Annotated in this window: 15 protein-coding genes; 2 read left to right on the top strand and 13 right to left on the bottom strand. The window is 35.8% G+C overall.

The window, feature by feature from the left end:
• Window positions 1-172: 172 nt before the first annotated feature.
• From LC095_RS16545 to LC095_RS16525, 5 genes are all read right to left on the bottom strand, one after another.
• On the bottom strand, window positions 173-370 hold the full coding sequence (locus LC095_RS16545) for a cold-shock protein (RefSeq protein ID WP_026558957.1): 198 nt from the start codon (window positions 368-370) through the stop codon (window positions 173-175).
• A gap of 247 nt (window positions 371-617) precedes the next feature.
• Window positions 618-3740 carry an MMPL family transporter gene (locus tag LC095_RS16540; protein WP_226529178.1) on the bottom strand — a complete coding sequence of 1041 codons (3123 nt, stop codon included), beginning with the start codon at window positions 3738-3740 and terminating at the stop codon, window positions 618-620.
• A 2-nt stretch (window positions 3741-3742) separates the two neighbouring features.
• A complete protein-coding gene (locus tag LC095_RS16535; RefSeq protein ID WP_226529177.1) occupies window positions 3743-4204 on the bottom strand; it encodes a MarR family winged helix-turn-helix transcriptional regulator in 462 nt (153 codons plus the stop codon).
• Window positions 4205-4371: 167 nt separating this feature from the next.
• On the bottom strand, window positions 4372-4740 hold the full coding sequence (locus LC095_RS16530; RefSeq protein WP_226529176.1) for a hypothetical protein: 369 nt from the start codon (window positions 4738-4740) through the stop codon (window positions 4372-4374).
• A complete protein-coding gene (locus tag LC095_RS16525) occupies window positions 4737-5042 on the bottom strand; it encodes an antibiotic biosynthesis monooxygenase family protein (protein WP_226529175.1) in 306 nt (101 codons plus the stop codon). The genes LC095_RS16530 and LC095_RS16525 overlap by 4 nt, the downstream gene beginning before the upstream one ends.
• Window positions 5043-5205: 163 nt before the next feature.
• On the opposite strand from LC095_RS16525, the gene LC095_RS16520 reads away from it, so the two are divergent.
• Both LC095_RS16520 and LC095_RS16515 read left to right on the top strand, forming a co-directional pair.
• Window positions 5206-6027: an MBL fold metallo-hydrolase gene (locus LC095_RS16520; protein WP_226529183.1), complete on the top strand. Its 822-nt coding sequence runs from the start codon at window positions 5206-5208 to the stop codon at window positions 6025-6027.
• Between the two features lie 97 nt (window positions 6028-6124).
• On the top strand, window positions 6125-6943 hold the full coding sequence (locus LC095_RS16515; RefSeq protein ID WP_226529174.1) for a protein-glutamine gamma-glutamyltransferase: 819 nt from the start codon (window positions 6125-6127) through the stop codon (window positions 6941-6943).
• Between the two features lie 54 nt (window positions 6944-6997).
• On the opposite strand, the gene LC095_RS27280 is transcribed toward LC095_RS16515, so the two are convergent.
• The 8 genes from LC095_RS27280 to LC095_RS16475 all read right to left on the bottom strand — a co-directional run bounded on the left by LC095_RS27280 (window position 6998) and on the right by LC095_RS16475 (window position 18493).
• Entirely contained in the window at window positions 6998-7237 is a 240-nt protein-coding gene (locus LC095_RS27280; protein WP_078432939.1) for a DUF2651 family protein, read from the bottom strand.
• A 126-nt stretch (window positions 7238-7363) separates the two neighbouring features.
• Window positions 7364-7759: a secondary thiamine-phosphate synthase enzyme YjbQ gene (locus LC095_RS16505; protein ID WP_226529173.1), complete on the bottom strand. Its 396-nt coding sequence runs from the start codon at window positions 7757-7759 to the stop codon at window positions 7364-7366.
• Window positions 7760-7854: 95 nt separating this feature from the next.
• Window positions 7855-10752, bottom strand: coding sequence for an ATP-binding protein (locus LC095_RS16500; protein WP_226529172.1), 2898 nt, complete (start codon window positions 10750-10752; stop codon window positions 7855-7857).
• Window positions 10739-11104, bottom strand: a complete 366-nt coding sequence (locus tag LC095_RS16495; protein ID WP_226529171.1) for a response regulator transcription factor — start codon at window positions 11102-11104, stop codon at window positions 10739-10741. Before LC095_RS16495 ends, LC095_RS16500 begins: the two co-directional genes overlap by 14 nt.
• 75 nt (window positions 11105-11179) lie before the next feature.
• Window positions 11180-14437 carry a hypothetical protein gene (locus LC095_RS16490; RefSeq protein ID WP_226529170.1) on the bottom strand — a complete coding sequence of 1086 codons (3258 nt, stop codon included), beginning with the start codon at window positions 14435-14437 and terminating at the stop codon, window positions 11180-11182.
• Window positions 14430-15782 (bottom strand): glycosyltransferase family 2 protein, encoded by a 1353-nt coding sequence (locus LC095_RS16485; protein ID WP_413467499.1) that lies wholly within the window; start codon window positions 15780-15782, stop codon window positions 14430-14432. The genes LC095_RS16490 and LC095_RS16485 overlap by 8 nt, the downstream gene beginning before the upstream one ends.
• Before the next feature lie 46 nt (window positions 15783-15828).
• Complete coding sequence (locus LC095_RS16480; protein WP_226529168.1) at window positions 15829-16878, bottom strand: HEAT repeat domain-containing protein; 1050 nt, start codon at window positions 16876-16878, stop codon at window positions 15829-15831.
• A 1-nt stretch (window position 16879) separates the two neighbouring features.
• On the bottom strand, window positions 16880-18493 hold the full coding sequence (locus LC095_RS16475; RefSeq protein WP_226529167.1) for a diguanylate cyclase: 1614 nt from the start codon (window positions 18491-18493) through the stop codon (window positions 16880-16882).
• Window positions 18494-18503: the final 10 nt, after the last annotated feature.

Raw genomic sequence — 18503 nt, 5'->3', positions numbered from 1 at the left:
CAGGGCTTCAACCTTAGGATTTCTCCACCAGTTGCCTGTCAGCTACCGAGCGTCTTGGCACTTACTCGGATTGGACTTTCACCAATTAGCAATTAACGGCTTGCTGGGCACGCCAAAATAAAAAAGACTCCTAAACGGAGTCTTTTATAGAGCTGCTTCTGCAGCGTTATGCTTATTTTTGAACGTTAGCAGCTTGTGGTCCACGAGCTCCTTGCTCTACTTCAAAAGTAACTGTTTGGCCTTCTTCTAAAGTTTTGAAACCATCACCTTGGATAGCAGAGAAGTGTACGAATACATCGTCTTGTCCTTCAACTTCGATGAAACCGAAACCTTTTTCTGAATTAAACCATTTTACTTTACCTTGTAGCATTGTTTTTCCTCCTGTGTGGAATCTAACGTCCACTTTGTATTACTATTCTTGCTAGACAACGATTCATCAAGAGGAAAACACTTTTTAAAGCTACTTCCATCTCTCAATCTTATCCGAACAAAAATAATTAATTCAATTCTAACACTTAATTTTGTTTTAATCAAGGAACTGGGCAACCTTTTATACACAAATATTCGATAATATCCTACATATTTTTCACCGAACAAAGCGGTTAAATAATAAGATATTATGCTCGTTTAAACGGCCACCAGTTTGCTGCACCAAAGGTTTTTACCATCACTGGTATGAATAAAGGGAGCACGATTAACGCGTATAAGAATAAGCCTGTTAAGATGATGGCGGCAATTTGAATAAGGGAAAGCATACCTGATGGAATCATTGCAGCGAAGGTACCACCCAGGATTATAACAGCTGAAATGATGACTGTTCCCATCTTCTTCATTGCCAATAACATCGCTTGACCTACAGATAAATCTTTGTATTCATTAAAGCGGTCCATTAAGAAAATACTGTAATCAACTCCAAGTGCAACAAGGATGACGAATGCAAAGAATGGAACTGCCCAACTAATACCTGTGTATCCCAAAATGTTCACGAAAATCACTTCATTTATTCCCATTGCCGTATAGTACGTTAATATCAATGAACCAATAATATAAATCGGCATAATAATGGAACGGAATAAGAATACAAGAATAATAGATATACCGATTAACATTAACACAACTGTGCGTGAGTAATCGTTATTAGACATCGTGTTTAGGTCGGCATTCGTACTAGTTATTCCGCCAATTGCCACCTCGGCATTTTCAAGCTTTGTATCTTTTGTTGCTCTCTCAATTGCTGCATTTACCTCATCCATTTGATTAATTGCCTCATTTGAGTATGGATTACTTGAGGAGATCACATCAAATGTCATGACTTTACGATTATTAGACATATAAGTATTCAATGACTCCTCAAAGTCTTCACTTTCTAAAACATCTTCAGGCAGATAAAAGCCTGCTGAGTCATCTGATTTAGACAAATCAGCTAAGTATTCCTGTGCTGACCCTAACCCAGCTGAAACTTGGTTTAGTCCATCAACACTTTCACTTAGTCCATCTGTTAGCTGGCTCATTTGGCCGTCAAGGTCGCCAAATCCGTCCAAGAGCTGTTGCTGACCATTTGTAACTCCAGCAAGACCATTAGTTAGCTGCGGTATGTTATCCACAATTTGTCCCTGACCATCAGCCAACTGATTTAATCCGGCTTGCTGTTGTTCAATTCCGGCAATTAATTGAGATAAGCCTGTGGAAAGTTCTTTTTGGCCATCCACTAGTTTAGCAAAGTTTGTGTTTGCCAGATTTACACCATTTGAAAGTTCATTTAACCCATTATTTAATTGATCAATAGTACCCGCTAATACTGGTAATTGTTTATTTGCTTCAATAACAGCTTTTTTTATATCTTTATAATCTGGATCATCTTTTAGCGTAGGATAGGCTTCATTTGCTTCTAGATCTCCGAATTTATCTTCAATTGAAGACAGGGCACCTGTTAGACTAGAAACACCTTTACCAACTTCTCCATAGTTTTTATAAAGAGTATGAAGGGTACTTTCAACTTCTTCATATCCGGTTAATAGTTGAGCACTTCCTGCTTGAAGCTCTTCTGCTCCTGCCTTTGCTTCTTCTAACCCTTTTTTAATTTCTGTTGAACCAGCTGATCCTTGACGAATACCATCTTCAATTTTTGCAAGGTTTGTTTGAATTTCAGACATTCCTGAATTGATTTTCGTCGTCCCTGTGATCAGCTCGTTAATTCCGTCTGTTGCATCTTTCAATTGTGGTGAAGAGTTTGACAACTCACTTTCAGCTTCAGCAAGTCCTTCACTTATTTTCCCGATCCCCTCGTTTCCTTCTCCAAGACCTTCTTCAAGTGTTTCTACTTGTTTTGAAACATAGAAATCTTCTATTTTCTCTCCAGTTGGCCTCGTCACAGAACGAACGGAATCAACAAGATCAACCTTTTCCAGCTCAGTGCTAATCGTTTCTGCCAAAGCAATGTATTCAGTTGAATTCATTTCTTCATCATTTTTTAATACAACTTGTGTTGGCATAGATTCACCAGGACCAAAGCTGTCAGAAATTGCGTTAAATGCTTTAATAGAATTCACATCAGAACCGATTTCTTCTAAAGAGTTGTAAGATAATTCTCCATCATAGGTGATTAAAAACGGCACACATACTGCTGCTACGACTAACAAAGCAATGAGTGGTCTTGTTAATGAAAACCTGCCTACAATTTCCCAGAATTTACTATCCTTATGCTCTAATGTGCCTTTTGAAGGCCAGAAAATTTTGTTACCTAATACAGCCATAAAAAACGGTACAACCGTAAACAATGCAATGAGTAAAATAGCTACCCCCACCGCTACAGCTGATGCTGATTGGTAAAGCTTAAATTGTGAAAATCCGATTGCTGCAAAACCAATCATAACGGCTACACCGCTAAAAAACACTGTTCTTCCAGCATTACGATAGGTTTCAATGATTGCGTCTACAGTGCTCTCTCGATGGGAGAGCTCTTCTTTAAACCGACTAAGAAGAAGAATACAATAATCTGTTCCAATTCCAAACAATACGGCTACCAAGAAAATTTGTGTAAAGTTAGAAATTGGAAAATTAACTACATCAACAAGAATCGAAACAATGGATTGTGAAGCCAAATACGTAAGTCCAACTGTAATTAAAGGAATAATAGGTGCTATCACGGATCTAAATACTAATAATAAAACACCAAGAATAAAAACAACTGTTATTCCCTCCGTTTTCTTTAAACCCTCTTGTGAACTAGTCATCACATCCTGATCAATCATCCATCCGCTTGTGTAGTAATGTTCAACATTTACATCTTCAATTATCTCATACAATAATTCTGAGATTTCACTACCTTCACGATCATTTCGGTTTATACTAATCGATGCTAGTATCGTCTTACCATCATCAGAAACAAGCTGTTCCTCCAATGCTTCTTCATTAAAGTGAGTGAGGATATTCTCTACATCTAATTCTTTATTTTCCTCCAGAAGGCGAATGGCTTTCTCTGCCTCTTTCATTTCTTCATTTGTTAGCTTTTCCTTATTATGAAAGACAAGGGCAGCTGTTATTTCATCACCAACACTATCTTGTTCTTGAACTTCATTTAAGATCTCTTCAGCTAAAGATGAAGAGTAGCCTTCGGGAACACTAATTTGTCCCTTTTCACTAACGAGGTCACCCATATTAGGCGCTATTAATAACAGACCAACAACAACTGCAATCCAGCCAATAATAACGAACCATTTTCCTTTAATTATTGCACTCACAGTTATTCCTCCATTTTACAATCTTTTAAATTATCTAATTGCTCATTTAACTTTTCATATGTCTCAATAAACGATTCAATTTCTTTTTCATCAAAGCTTGTGATAAAGGATTCCACAAGCTTATGAATTTTTTCTTCTGTTTTTTCAAATAATACTTTACCTTTATCAGTTAAGGTTAGATAAATAACACGACGATCGCTCTCATCACGTGTTCGCTTAATCAATTCTTTTTCTGTTAAACGATTAACAATAGCGGTAATTGCACTTTTCTTCACATCAAAAACCTCAGCAAGCTCAGTAGATGTACATGTACCGGCTTTATGTATATAACGAAGTGTGTAATGCTGGTCATTCGTAATTGTGTCACCTATGCTCTCTTTAATAAGATTTTCTGCTTTTTTTGTCACTGCAAAACTAACATTGACATACCGATTTATTAAATCTTGTATCAAAATTTCATTCATTGGATATCAATCCTCCAAAAAGTAATTAAACAATTTAACTATTAACGCGTTTAACTATAAAACGACTTAACCTGCTTGTCAATACATAATCATATTCAACGAGAAACAAAAAATTCTCTATCTCTGATTCTGTTTCAGGTCTCTGAGGACACGAAAAAAAGAAGGAGTTATATCTCCTTCTCGGCTTTCACATGTTCAATTGTTTCTATTGCGGATTGCAAATATTGCTTATATTTAATTGCTTCATCTGATTGATGTGTATGTAGTGCCTGTTTTATTCTATTAAAATTATCTATTAGATGATCTTCTTTCATCCCCCGGGATGTTAACACATTATTCAGCCAAAGAGCATAGTCAGTAAAAATCTTTACCTCATTAAGAGAAAAGGCTGTGTCGAGATGGTTAAAATGATGATGATTATCTTCCCTACATTTATTTTTGCCAACTTCTCCATATTTTTCAACTAACATTGGAAAAGCCTCATAAATCCCCTCAACTACTTCATCAATAATAGTTTCTCTAATTTCCTTTTTCATTCCGCCACCACATTAAACCTTTGTACAATTGGCTTAATCGCAGCCAACTCTTGATCAGGATAATTCTTTTCCAATTCATGTACTTTTTTATATGCATCACTTGTTACCCAATTTACATAGTCTTGCTTCGTTTCCCATATAATTTGTACAGTTAATTCACCTGGCTTGACTTCATTTTGTAAGAGTTGAAATGATGTAAAACCATCATATTCATCGACTAATTTAGATCTTGTCTGATAAATCTGAATAACCTCTTCCACCTTCTTTGGCGGAACATGGAATGTTGAATGAACGATGTACATGTGAAAATCTCCCTGTCTTTAAATTATTTTGTCTACTTTTCATTATAGATCAAGATACGATAGGAGAAAACCGATATCCTTTCCTCTTAAACACATCATACTCTGCGAATTTTAAGAAATACTAACACTACTATAGAAAATGGAGGTTATTATAGTGGAAAAAATGCCCTTAACTTCAATAACAAGTGGAATGGGTTTTGAGGTTTTACCAGATGTTTATTGTTTTACTGTTCAAATTGTTAATATCATTTTTATCGGGAACCCTAGAGAATCTAATGAATTTATTTTAATAGACGCAGGTATGCCCGGTTCAGAAGGGGTTATTTTAGCAGAGGCAAAAAAAAGATTCGGTGAAAACTGCCGTCTCTTGGGAATTATCCTGACTCATGGGCATTTCGATCATGTTGGTGCATTGAACGAATTACTGAGAATATGGGATGTTCCTGTATATGCTCACCCTCTCGAACAACCGTACTTAACAGGAAAAAGTGATTATCCACCGCCAAATACAAAAGCAGAAGGTCTTGTTGCAAAAATGTCCCCGTTATTTCCAAGGCATAGCATAGATATAAGCTCTCATTTAAGGTTATTCAATGGTGATGGAAGCATACCATGTTTACCAAACTGGCGTTTTATTCACACTCCTGGTCATACACCTGGGCATGTTTCCTTATTTAGAGACAATGACAAGGTCTTAATTGCCGGAGATGCGATAACTACCGTGGAGCAGGAATCTTTATATGAGGTTATCACACAAAAACAGGAAATGCATGGACCACCGGCATACTTCACCCTTGATTGGGAAGCAGCCGAGCAATCAGTGAAAAAAATTGAGACCCTTCATCCCGAAATCGCTATTACCGGACACGGTCTGCCTATGACCGGAAATGAACTACAAAGCAATTTACGCATTCTAACAGACAACTTTGTACTCACGGAAATTCCTGAAAACATTAAACAATCAGGTGATATTACGTTATTGTAGGAAAAATACATTTAAAAGTAAGAATTCACCATTTTGTTTCTATCTTTGATTGCACCACCATACAATATGATATGACAAATTCCTTAGGAGGGTCATCATGATTGTTATTGGTAACCGTGTGGTGGATGCAAACATATTAAAATCCTCCGGTTTTCCACCCGAAAAAAATGAAATGATCGACAAAATGAGCCGTTATCAAGAAAATTATTCTTTTTTAAATAGTCAGCATTTTGAATTCACCCTGAACCTCCGATACAGCATCATACAAGCCGCTCGTCATTTATTAGCTAGTAAAGCAAAGTTCGCAACCTTTGAAAGAGCTAGATGTAATGAACAGTATTGGCATTTAACAGAGCAAGGTGGATTTAAACTAAGAGCAGGGATAAACCCTTCCGTTGCCATATCAGATATTTTTCACAATGGACGAGAATATGCATTTGAATGTGCGACTAGTATTATCATTATCTTTTATAAGGCTGTACTCGACTCGATTGACGTTTCCCAATTTAATCGTATTTATCAAGGCATATATCTGCGTGACTGGCAAACTGATAATGACTTGCCGATTTTTACCCGACGCGGAAATGATTATATTCCGGGGGATTGTTTATACTTTGATAATCCACAATTTAATCCCCAAACCCCCCAATGGCAAGGTGAAAATGTTATCGATTTGGGAAACGATCTTTACTTTGGTCACGGTATTGGAATAAAAACTTCTGATGGAATTATTGAATCCTTAAATAAACGTCGAAAGCCATACCCGACAGAATCTGCTTTTCTTCTATCACAAGTTACAAGACTCGATGATCAATATCTCTACCGTTTTTCACTTTCAAGGGAAAATCTGATTACTCAATTTATTGATACAAGAACAATTGTTGGAAGGATTGGTTCGCAAAAGTATTATATCTAGAGTTACGCTAAAAAGCACCAGTTTTAACACCGGTGCTTTTCGTCATTGATGTTGCTATTTTTCTTTTCTGCTTTTAAATAATAAAAACATGATGAATGTTATGAAAAGGGAGAAACAGGTATATATGATGACCCATATAAAAAATGTTTCATTAAAATAGAGTAACATCAAAAAGGAGAAGAGGACAAAGATAAGCGCTGGTGGTACATATATTTTCCTAGTAATGATATACCCAACAATGGAAGTTATGAAGACAACCCCAGCGAAAATAAAAAGGAGAGTATACAATTCCATATGTCACCTCATAAGCGTACTGCTCTTACATTCCTCTCATTTTACCATAAAAAAAGTATTGCACCCATTCATCTAAGCCAATTCACCTATTTGTCATAAACTTTACTTATTTAGACCAGCAGCTCTTTAACATCCTTTGAGATAGAAATTTCGTTGTCTCGGTCCATCAAATTCACAGAAATAAATACCTTGCCATGTTCCTAGCAAAAGATTCCCTCCTGAAACGATAACCGATTGGGATGCTCCAACCGTACTTGCCTTCATATGAGCTGCTGTATTTCCTTCCGCGTGAAGATCCTTCACAACTTTCCACGGGAACATTTCATCAAATCGTCTTATCATATCCGTCTTAACATCCGGATCCGCATTTTCATTAATTGTTATTCCTGCAGTCGTATGCGGACAATATACAAGTACTTGGCCATCTTTCATTTGCTGCTCATTAACAAAAGCTTGGACTATATGAGTTATTTCGATCATTTGGTCGCGTTGATGAGTCTCAATCGTATACTTCTTTAACATCTAGACCACACCTCTCATTGGAAATCTATCCCTAGTATATACCATTAAAATTGGGATTTAAAACATATTCCGTAATTGGCTTAAGTCATTTTATGTTACTTGTTATCATCACTTTCTTCTTCACTTGGAATGAGGATTTGTCCACTCCAATCCTTTTTCAATAATGTTTGAAGAATGAGTTTCGAGAGCTTACTTGGCTGATAAGGTTTAATTAAATACTCATTCGCGCCTAAGGCTAAACCTTTCTCCTTTTCATCCAGTGCAGTAGATATAAAAATCGGGATCGATTTTACTTCTTCAATACCTTTTAACTGTTTAATCATTTCCCAGCCATCAATCCCTTTTTCTTCCAATAGGATATCAAGAACAATCGCATCAGGCCGCTCTATTTTTATTGCTTCTAAAGCAGACTCTCCATTACTATAGGCTTTAACATGTAAATGACTTTCTTCAAGTTCTGTTTGTAGTAAACTAGACAGGCTGCTGTCATCTTCAACAATAATGACATTCACCTTTCCTTTCTTCGATGGAACATCTTGGTTATTTTTTGAATGCTCTCTATTTCCCATAACTAACGGAAAACTGACTGTAAAGGTACTTCCCTTTTTAAGTGCAGATTGAACAAATACATCCCCATCATGGGCCTTCATGATTTCTTTAACAATTGCAAGACCTAAGCCTGTTCCACCAATCCTTCTCCGATCAGAATTATCCACTCTAAAAAACTTGGTGAATAATTTATCAATCGCTTCTTCTGGTATGCCCAACCCTTCGTCTTTTATCGATATGTTTAAATTTGCACCTTCTTCATAAACTGTAATCAGTATGTTTCCTCCATTTGGAGAATACTTAATTGCATTACTTATTAAATTCGTAAAAACTTGGAAAATTTTATCTTTATCACCTAAAACACAAGTATTAGAAGTTTGTACATCGTACTGGATTGAATGACTTGGATGATTCACTTGATGTGTTTCAACGATATGGGAAATAAGAGGAACAATATCATCAAACTTTTTATCATAGGTTTGTTTACCGGCTTCCATTCGTTGAACGTCTAAGAAGTCATTAATAAGTACAGTCAAGCGTTTTGCTTCTTGGTAAATTGTTGTTAAATATTTCTTTTGCCGATCAGGTTTTAACTCTCTATTCAACATTAATTCTGTAAAACCAAGAACACTTGCTAATGGTGTTCGTAATTCATGGCTAACTGTACTTACAAACTCAGATTTCATAACATCGACTTCATATTCTTTTGTAATATCACGATGGACAACGACCGTTCCGAATTTCTCCCCGTCTCGTGCAAGTGGTTCACAGTATAGCTGAATGACTCGATTAGTTGGGCTATGTTGATGGTAAACAAACGATTGACGCTCTATTTTACCTTGAATCAAGATTTGGTCAAAAAACTGTTTTAGTTCATGGTGATTTTCCACTTTTTCCAATATCATGTTCAACCAATTTTTATAGGAGCTCTGAATCATCATTTCTCTTTGGCAATCAATCATGTTACACATCTTTGTATTAACCTGTAGGACAGTACCATTTACATCAATTAACTGAATACCCTCATTAATTGTATCCAGAATATCCTGAGTCAATTGACGTTCCCCTTCAGATACTTCAAAAATTTGAATTTTATCTAATGAAATCGCAATTTGTTTACTTAAGCCATTCAATTCTCCTAATTCATCATCAGTGAAATCTTGATCTAATCTCGAATACACCATAACAGCTTCCATGAGTCCAGAAGAGGATAAAACAGGCATATAAATGTCATAGCAATAAGATGCTTGAGTATGAAACCCTTTTTCTTCCTTTTCACATTTTCGTTTAATGATAAAAGGCTCTCTTTTCTCCTCTAGCCTGATCATTAAGCCTGAATCCAGGTGTGTAATAAATTGTTTTACCCCTTCTTCTGATACTCCAAAGCTTGAATGTGGCAGACCACGGCTCAACAGGACTATTAAGCCTTTATCTGCCCCAATTACTTCACACATTGTTTCAACTATACTCTTTAATACTTTCTCTTTATCAAGTGAGTTTGCTAGTCCATTAACTAAATCATTACGGCGTTTAAGGTCAAGCTCTCGTTTTTGAGTTGTCTCTAAAGCTTCTTCTAGCTCAGTTTGTTGTGCTTGTAACTCATCCTGCTGAGCATGCAACTCCTCATTTTGTGCGCTTAAATCCTGTTCTTTGTCCTGAATGCTTTTTGTCATTTTTTCAAAGGCTATAGAAAGCAGACCAAGTTCATCTTGACGGTTTGTGGTGTCAGTGAAAATTATTGGGTTACCTTCCGTAATTTCACCAGCAGCGACCGTTAATTTTTCAAGTGGATCTCTTATACTTACAAGCATTCTTCTCGTGAAAGTAGCCATACTAAAGATTAATAAAAAAAGCAAAATTCCAAATACGACCTGGCTTATGAATATTTTATTATTGTGAGTATCATGAAGACTCGAAAGCTGCTTCTCTAGACTCTCAGTGTAATCCTTGAAGTTTGCTTGATATAACCTAATTGTATCTGAAGCATTTTGATCTATTGCTATTTTATAAACTTCTTCATATTGTTTATTATCATAGAGCTCTTTTGATTTTGGCATAACGTCTTTAAAATAATACTCAAGAAACCCGTTAGTTTGTTGCAAAAACAGTTCGTCTTCTTCATTTTCAATTACATCTTTTAACTGTGATATACTTTCCTCTACTTTTGTTTGTTGTTCAAGGACCTTATTGTAATATGTTTCCTTACCATTGTATGCAAAATAACCCCGCATTTCGGATATGGCTAGGTTGAACGAATAATCCAACTCTGATGCAATATAATCCTTTTGTTCCAAGCTATCATTTACATTTTCAAAGTTTTCATTAATGGCTGCTTGGTAGATCATTAATCCTGTCATCAATAAAGTAAAAGCTAAAATAATCGAAATCGTCAACAAACTAAATTGCCTTGCTAAACTTGTTTGTAAATATTTATTCAGCTTCACCTAAAATCTCCTCGATTCTTTCAACAAGCTGAATGGGGCTAAATGGTTTTGACATAAAAAAGTCAGCACCAGCTTCCAACACCTTTTGTTGATCTGCTGTTTGACTTTTTGCACTTAGCATCATAATTTTTGTTTGGATTTGATCTTTTCGAATCATTTCGATTAATTCCAAGCCTGTGTATACAGGCATCATATAGTCAAGAAGAATAAGATCATAGTCATTTTGTCTGATCAGCTCGTAAGCCTCTTCCCCATCACAAGCTTCATCAATGAGATACCCTTCATCTTCAAGTGTATCTACTACAAGCATGCGTAGCACTTCTTCATCCTCTGCAAGTAATATCCTTTGCATCTTAAGTCTCTCCTTTGTTAAAAATCTCAGACTCGAGTATTGCTCATATCGAGTCTGAGATTTTCTGCATTACTGTCATTTTATCCTTCCAAATGCTTCTTGTAGGTAATCATAGGATTTTTTTAGTCGTTCGTGGTAGATTGGTTGGTCCCAATTATCCCATGTATACTCAATCCAGTCACCTTTTGCAGATGGAATTTGCTGTACAGCTTCATTGTTTTTGCTTGAAACCACTATTTTGGCAAAAATAGAGTCAATTGTTTCCGAGTTCTCTTCTAAGGGTTTCCCCGACCACAAATCACCTGTAATTTCTTTCTGACTAGGGTCTTTTACATTCAACATTAGCCATGGCAAGCGGAGTTCAAGTGTTCCATCTTTAATATAGAAATCCGCTAAAGAATTAGAATTTTCCATTTCCGGATTGCCAATACCATATGTTAGTTTCCCCGTTTCATAGTCTGAAAAAGGAATAGTAAGTTGTCCCTCTTCTTTCTTTATCGTCAATTGCTTATTAAGTGTTAAGCGAATTGGGTGATACACACCATTATTTTTTTTGTTTGCATAATCCTTCATCGGGATCATTTCGAGTAAATTTCCATAGTGATAATAAAACGTGTCGTAATAGCTATCAATTAATACTCTTGAAGTTTTTTCACCCTTAAGCTCTACGACAAAATCAATTCCATCTTCCTTTACATCTTCTGCACTTGGAATAGTCGACTGACCTTGTTCGTTTATTGTGTCTAACAGGATAGACGTATTAAATGTCTCAGCGTCCCACTCGTTTTCATCATAGTCAATACGGATAAACAATCCTTGTTCATCACCAGACATAAATACATTTTTAATGAGATCCTGCTCTTTAACCTCTAAAACCGGTTGTTCATTTCGTTTCTCCCAATCTGAGGTTTTTCCATCAATAAGAAGTTGCTTTTCTTCTGTATCAGGGTCAAAACTCAACAAACCAAAATGTTGTTCATTCGTTTGAATATTGTCCCAGAATGGTCTGCGGTTTGGATTATCATAATCCATTGTGTTCCACGTTCGTTTGAACCACTCATCCTGCCATGCAAACACAAGTCCTCCGGCCATTCCTTCTTCAACAATATCTTCATATAAAGAAACGAGATATTGACCCTGCTCTTGTTCTGAATGATGACCCTGGTCATATCCATAAACATTTTCATGTGTTAACCCTCTGGATGCCGGCATGCCATACTCAGCTACTACTACCGGCATTTCGTGATGTTTTTTCATATCATGCAGATACCCTGCATAGTTGTTCTTATCACCGCGATGATCAACATAGTTCACGTACTTTTCTTCATAATTTAAGAAATCCGGGTAGTACGGATAAATATGATAAGACGCAAACATACCTGGATAGAAGGTTTCCTTCGCCTTAATATGGTTTGGATTTACCGATACCATATCTTCCTCTTCACTAGGTTCAGCAGGATGCTCTAATAAGTCTGTTGTTACCCAGTTTGTAAAACTCATCGGATGCTGCCAGTTATAGGTGTCCGCCTCATATGTTGCCGTATAATCCATCATTTCAGCTAGCCATACTTCAAAAGGTGATGAGTCTGAGGTTGTAAAGTACTTTCCATCATAGCTTGTTTTATCTGGATATTTTTCATTAGTCCTCACAACAGCTTTAGGATCCCACTCAACCCCAATAACCCAGCCTAATAAATACGGAGACACGTCATGTACATATTTCCCGCTTGCATGCCCAGCTCTTTCTTTGATATCAGCATTTCCGTGAATGATATCAATTGTTCGTTGTATCTCTGCTTTAAAGTCATCCATTACTTCTGAATCATATGCTGTCCTCTGCTTTTTCTCATCAAAAAAGACATCTTCATTAACCCATACTCCATGAAATAAATAGATTGGATCTTCCCGACTCCTGTTATGTTCATACAAAGCTTGATAAAATGCAGGTGGATGAATCGTGTATACACGAAGCGCATTGGCATTCATTTCACTTATTTGGTCAAACCATCTTGCATATTCTTCCTTTGTTATCCCCGTTTCTCCCGGGAAAGTGCCTGGTTTAGCAATTCCCATATTCACTCCTTTTATTAGCATATCTTCCCATTTTCCATCTCTATATAGTTGAAGATATTCATCACTCGCAGCACCAGTCAGTTTTATACCATCTTTTGTAAGAATTTCAGGTTCAACGAGTATATCTTTCTGGGTAGTGGCAGAACCCTTCTCATTCGTTAAAATTTCCGTCATTAACGGTACATAAGCTTTCCAAAAGAAAGTGTCTGTTCTCCCGTCTTGTTCAAACGAAAATAATTTTTGCCACCATGACAGCCCATTCATTTGATAAATACTTGGAACCTTCTCTTGATCAACAAAATCACCTGCAAAGTAGTAGGTATCATAAAATTGATTTTGATGATGAATAACGGCAGGGAATTGAGTTGGAATCTCATAATCTTCTAACTTTTGCTTTCCACTATCTGTTAAAGGTAAATCAAACGTTGCTTGGACCTCTTCCTCATTTCTGGCATTCACAATATCAAACCAATAATTATACTGAACAGCCTTTTTTATATGAAATTGTTTTTGTCCATTGTCTGTTAATTGAAACAAAGCATGGTTTTCTGCCATATCTTTATCAGTTAACACAACAACCTGATCTTCTTCATTAACAAAAACAAAGCCATTACCTTCATAGTCAAAAGGTTCATTATATTGTGTTTCATAGTTTTGTTTTACCCAGACAGGCACTTCTCCATTAGTTAAATCATGAAAATACCTTCCCATCCAGCCAGTCCATTCCAAATTCAATAATTGATAAAACTCCGCTCTGACATTCTCCTCAGTCGGAGAACCAAATGTATTAAACTCTGCAATTAAAGTTTGATTATTTTCAATTAATGAGTCATTTAATGATTGAATCTCCTCTTGTGTTATACCTCCATATAGAAGCTCTGAACGCTTCCCTTCCTTGTTACCGCTCATATATTCATCCTCATAAACGCCATACCCATCTGCAAGATATAAAATATCATAAGAGGATAAATCTTTTGGTAGCTCTCGGGTAAGGAACTCCGGAGGATTGTCAGTTGGGACAAAACCTACATAATCCTCTTCTTGATCATAATTGTCTGTTCCATCCTTCTTTAACTTTAAATGGTTAAGAATCCAGGTCAATCCTTTATGTTCACGGTAAGATTGATCTGGTACCGTTTTATCAATTATAAGTACGTTTAGATTTTGACTTGCTTTTAATTGCCATATCCAAAAAGGAGATGAGAATATAATAAGCAGCAGTAGAACTCCCACTGTTAGGAATACATTTTTTTTAGTCATTTGACACACCTTTTCTTACCATTTCTCCCCAACCTTTTTTCCCAATTATCATCTCTATCATTCCTTCGACCCTCCATATAACTGTAAGAGGACGGTACCAGAGTGTTTCTGTCATTGAAACTAGAAAAAGAATAACAAAATGCTTTACTTTTGGATATCTTTCCATACTCCACTCTTCAAGTAAAACAGATGCCATGGAATAAATAGATCCATAAATAAGGGAGAGAAGGAAAAAGATAATGGCGAACTCTAAATATATACTGCCTGTAAATATAGAAATAATTAATATGAAATAACCGATTAACTCGATTAATGGTCCTAAAAACTCAACAAAAAAGAAATAAGGCATTGAAAACATTCCTATTGACCCGTACTTTGGATTAAACATTAGTTTTCGATGTTTCCATAGACTATCAAATAACCCCTTGTGCCATCTTTTTCGTTGTCGCCGTAAAAATTTAATAGACTCTGGAGCTTCAGTCCAACAAACTGGATCTGGTACATATATAATTTTCTTATTCGCCTTTTTTTCTTTAATTAATCGATGAAGACGAACAACTAACTCCATATCCTCCCCAACAGTATGAGCATAGCCTCCTGCTTCAATCACCCATTTCTTTGAAAAAACACCAAAAGCACCTGACACAATGAGCAGCAAATTGTTCTCACTTAATCCGACTCTACCTGTTAAAAATGCCCTGAGATACTCGATAATTTGCATAATAACTAGTGGTTTTCTCGAAAGCTCTACGTTAACGAGTTCACCGTTTTGGATGTCACATCCATTGGCAATTCTTACACTACCTCCCGATGCAATCACTTCATCATCAGATTCAATTATCGGTTTTAGAACTTTCAGGAATGCATTACGCTCGATAATTGAATCTCCATCAAGAGAGCAAAAGTACGGATATCTTGATAGATTAATTCCAGCGTTTAACGCATCTGCCTTCCCTCCATTTTCTTTGTCAATAACGATTAAACTCGGGTAGATTTTGGATTGATAAATTCCTTTTACTTTCTTCGTTTCCAATTGCTTTCGTATAACACGATTTATTTTCACCATTTGGAAACGATCGATTAGCTTTTCTAAGGTATCATCTTTTGAACCATCATTAATGATGATGATTTCATATTCAGGGTATTCAATACTGATCAATGAACGTATACTCCCATAAATTCCGGCTGATTCATTATAAGCAGGAACAAGAATGGATACCGGTTTGGTAAACTCTGATTGCAATAATTCTTCATAAGGCTCAATCTCGTCAAGTTCATATGTTTTTCGAATATGGAAAAGAGAAATGATTAACATCCCACCATAAACTGCAATAATCAAAACCATATAAATGACAATAACCCAACTGCCGACAACTAAGAAATTAGACCAATTAATCATCATCACCGCTCTCTTTACTAATCCATTCCTGGGCCATATCCCTGGCAAATTCATCTGTTGTTTCGTCTACTACTCTCTTTAATCTACTAATTCCACCTTTGAATTGCAGAATAGCTTTAGCAGCCTCGGCTCGAACAACATACTCTTGATCTGATAGTAAGGTAATAAGTTGAGATTCAAAAATACTTAACCTCCTTACTCCAGCTACTTTTGCAGCCATCATGCGTACCTGCCAACTTAATGATGAAAAAAAGGCACCTAACATCGTTTCATTGATCGGTGCACCTGTATAGGCGTAGGCTTTTAATGTTCGTATTTTGATTTCTTCATCATTACGTTGAAGCAATTTTTCAAGGAGAATATGGTGATGCAAATATTGTTCTTTTCCAATCGTTTCAATAATCATATATTGTGTTTGCTTAGGTAATGTATCAAAGTCATTGACTAACTTATTAAAGGATTCCTCTTCCAAGAGAGAAAGAATAGATAACAAAGCAAAATCAGAAATAGTTGCATCTATTTCTTTCAAATAATCAACTATTTTTTGATCATTAAATTTAGCAAATAACCTTAGTATTTGAATTTTCTCAGGGACTGTTATGTTTTCTTTTCTATACAAATCGTGCAATATGTCAATCAAATGATCCATGTAAAAATCTTCAATCGAATATAGAGCATTCATTCTTAAGCTCCATCGCTTTTTCTTTAATTTATCCACGATGTATTTTGTTAAATACCTTTTAGCAAAATCACTTATTCTTTGCTTAATATCTTCACTATCCAATACATCCGAATACTCATTAAGTAACTCTATTAGCGCAACAAATTTTTCCTGACTTCCACCTGGATTTAAAGGACCCTCATTGCCTGATTGTAAAAAATGAAACATATCTAAACGATATGTTTCTTTAAACCCCTCAATTTTTTTTCTCGATTCATTACGAATTTTCTTTTGAATAACCAAGTATAAGAATAGACTTAACAGAAGGAAAAACAACCCAAGAAAAAAGATAAAAAGAAAACTGAGACTTACTTCAATCATATTATTTCATCCTCTTAATTAAATGACCTAAACGTGTTTCAAGCTCTAAAAGCTTAAATGGCTTTGTAATATAGTCATCCGCCCCTAATTGCAAAGCCCTCGTGATGTCATGTTCGCTCTTACGTGAAGTTAACATCATTACGGTAAATCGCTCTTGATACGAAAGCCCCCTTAGCTTCTGTAACACTTCTAATCCGTCCATTCTAGGCATCATACCATCTAAAATAATTAAATATTGCTCCTGATTATTCAGATGCCAATCTGCTTCAATAAATTCCATTCCATCTTTAAATGTCTTAATATCAACGGTGAATCCGTCCGTAAATTTGCTTTTACTAATTAAATCCTCCAGCATAGTTCGAATGATTGGATCATCATCCACGATCCCAACATGAATTGTTTTCTTCTTCACTTCTTTATAATCAATAGCTGATACCTTAATTTGATTTCTCCCGGCCTGTTTTGCTTCATAAAGGGCACCATCAGCAATTTCAATATTTCTTGTTATATCCGTTTCATTTAATTGGACTTCATGTATCCCTGACGAAAATGAACAATAAAACTCTTCCTCATTTGCTTCAAAAGGTATGTTAGAAAAATCCCTTAAAATTCTTTCTAGTACCATCCTCGCTTCATTGGCTTTTGTCTCTGGAAGAAGGATTATAAATTCTTCTCCGCCATATCGGATAATAATGTCATTAATCCGCAACCCTTTTCTTACCGTATCAGCAAACGTCGCTAAAACCTCGTCTCCTACAATATGTCCGTATGTGTCATTTACTTGTTTAAAGTGATCAAGATCCAATAAAGCGATACAAAATGATACTCTCCTTCTTTTCAAGCTACTTACAAAACGGTCATACGTTTGCGGTAAAAACTTACGATTGTATACTCTTGTTAATTCGTCAATCAACATGACATTATCAATTGCTTGTTTTCTCTCTAATTGACGATTTATTCGGACAATAAACTCTTCAATGTCAATTGGTTTTTGAATAAAATCATCTGTACCTAATTTATAGCTTTTCATTCTTGTCTCTTTTGAATGATCATTGCTGATCATAATTGTTGGTATAAACTGCTGCTTCATCTTTTCTTTAAGTTGTACCAGCACGTCCAACCCATTTTTATCTTTCATGTGAATATCGATAATGACACAATCCGGATTTAAATCATAATAAGAGTTGATCGCACGTTCAGGATCAGCTACAGCTATGACGATCCAACCATGTTTTTCCAAATGATCCTTTACGTACATTAACATCGCTGTGTCATCATCTATAAGTAAAATTAGTTTTTTATCTTCAAATTCACTTTTTCTCTCAATAATTTCATCAATATTGGAATATTCCTCATAATAAATAATGGAAATAAGAGGTAGTAGAAAAGCTTGTAACTCTTCTTTTTTCCACACTCTTTCTTCATCAAAACTTATTTGATCCATAAGCTTTCTTGCCATATCACCAGCTACTGTAAATCCAATCGTAGAAGCTGTTCCTACAATTGAATGCAAAAATCGATATACTTCTTTATGTTGAATAATTTCCTTTTCATTAAGCCATGATTCAAGTTGCTTCCTTACGTTTTTTACCAATAATTGAAAATATTTATTCATTGGCCTCTCC

Origin of the sequence: Metabacillus niabensis, assembly GCF_020524345.1 — a bacterium.
Classification (GTDB): domain Bacteria; phylum Bacillota; class Bacilli; order Bacillales; family Bacillaceae; genus Metabacillus; species Metabacillus niabensis_B.
Note: the sequence above shows the minus strand (reverse complement) of the source record. Positions and strands in the feature narration are given on the sequence as shown.

Excerpts from the sequence above, each read along its gene's own strand:
- LC095_RS16530 (WP_226529176.1), bottom strand. The coding sequence starts at position 4,740 with ATGAAAAAGGAAATTAGAGAAACTATTATTGATGAAGTAGTTGAGGGG.
- LC095_RS16475 (WP_226529167.1), bottom strand. The coding sequence starts at position 18,493 with ATGAATAAATATTTTCAATTATTGGTAAAAAACGTAAGGAAGCAACTT.
- LC095_RS16535 (WP_226529177.1), bottom strand. The coding sequence starts at position 4,204 with ATGAATGAAATTTTGATACAAGATTTAATAAATCGGTATGTCAATGTT.
- LC095_RS16505 (WP_226529173.1), bottom strand. The coding sequence starts at position 7,759 with ATGTTAAAGAAGTATACGATTGAGACTCATCAACGCGACCAAATGATC.
- LC095_RS16480 (WP_226529168.1), bottom strand. The coding sequence starts at position 16,878 with ATGATTGAAGTAAGTCTCAGTTTTCTTTTTATCTTTTTTCTTGGGTTG.
- LC095_RS16485 (WP_413467499.1), bottom strand. The coding sequence starts at position 15,782 with ATGGTTTTGATTATTGCAGTTTATGGTGGGATGTTAATCATTTCTCTT.
- LC095_RS16515 (WP_226529174.1), top strand. The coding sequence starts at position 6,125 with ATGATTGTTATTGGTAACCGTGTGGTGGATGCAAACATATTAAAATCC.
- LC095_RS16490 (WP_226529170.1), bottom strand. The coding sequence starts at position 14,437 with ATGACTAAAAAAAATGTATTCCTAACAGTGGGAGTTCTACTGCTGCTT.
- LC095_RS16545 (WP_026558957.1), bottom strand. The coding sequence starts at position 370 with ATGCTACAAGGTAAAGTAAAATGGTTTAATTCAGAAAAAGGTTTCGGT.
- LC095_RS16520 (WP_226529183.1), top strand. The coding sequence starts at position 5,206 with ATGCCCTTAACTTCAATAACAAGTGGAATGGGTTTTGAGGTTTTACCA.
- LC095_RS27280 (WP_078432939.1), bottom strand. The coding sequence starts at position 7,237 with ATGGAATTGTATACTCTCCTTTTTATTTTCGCTGGGGTTGTCTTCATA.
- LC095_RS16525 (WP_226529175.1), bottom strand. The coding sequence starts at position 5,042 with ATGTACATCGTTCATTCAACATTCCATGTTCCGCCAAAGAAGGTGGAA.
- LC095_RS16495 (WP_226529171.1), bottom strand. The coding sequence starts at position 11,104 with ATGCAAAGGATATTACTTGCAGAGGATGAAGAAGTGCTACGCATGCTT.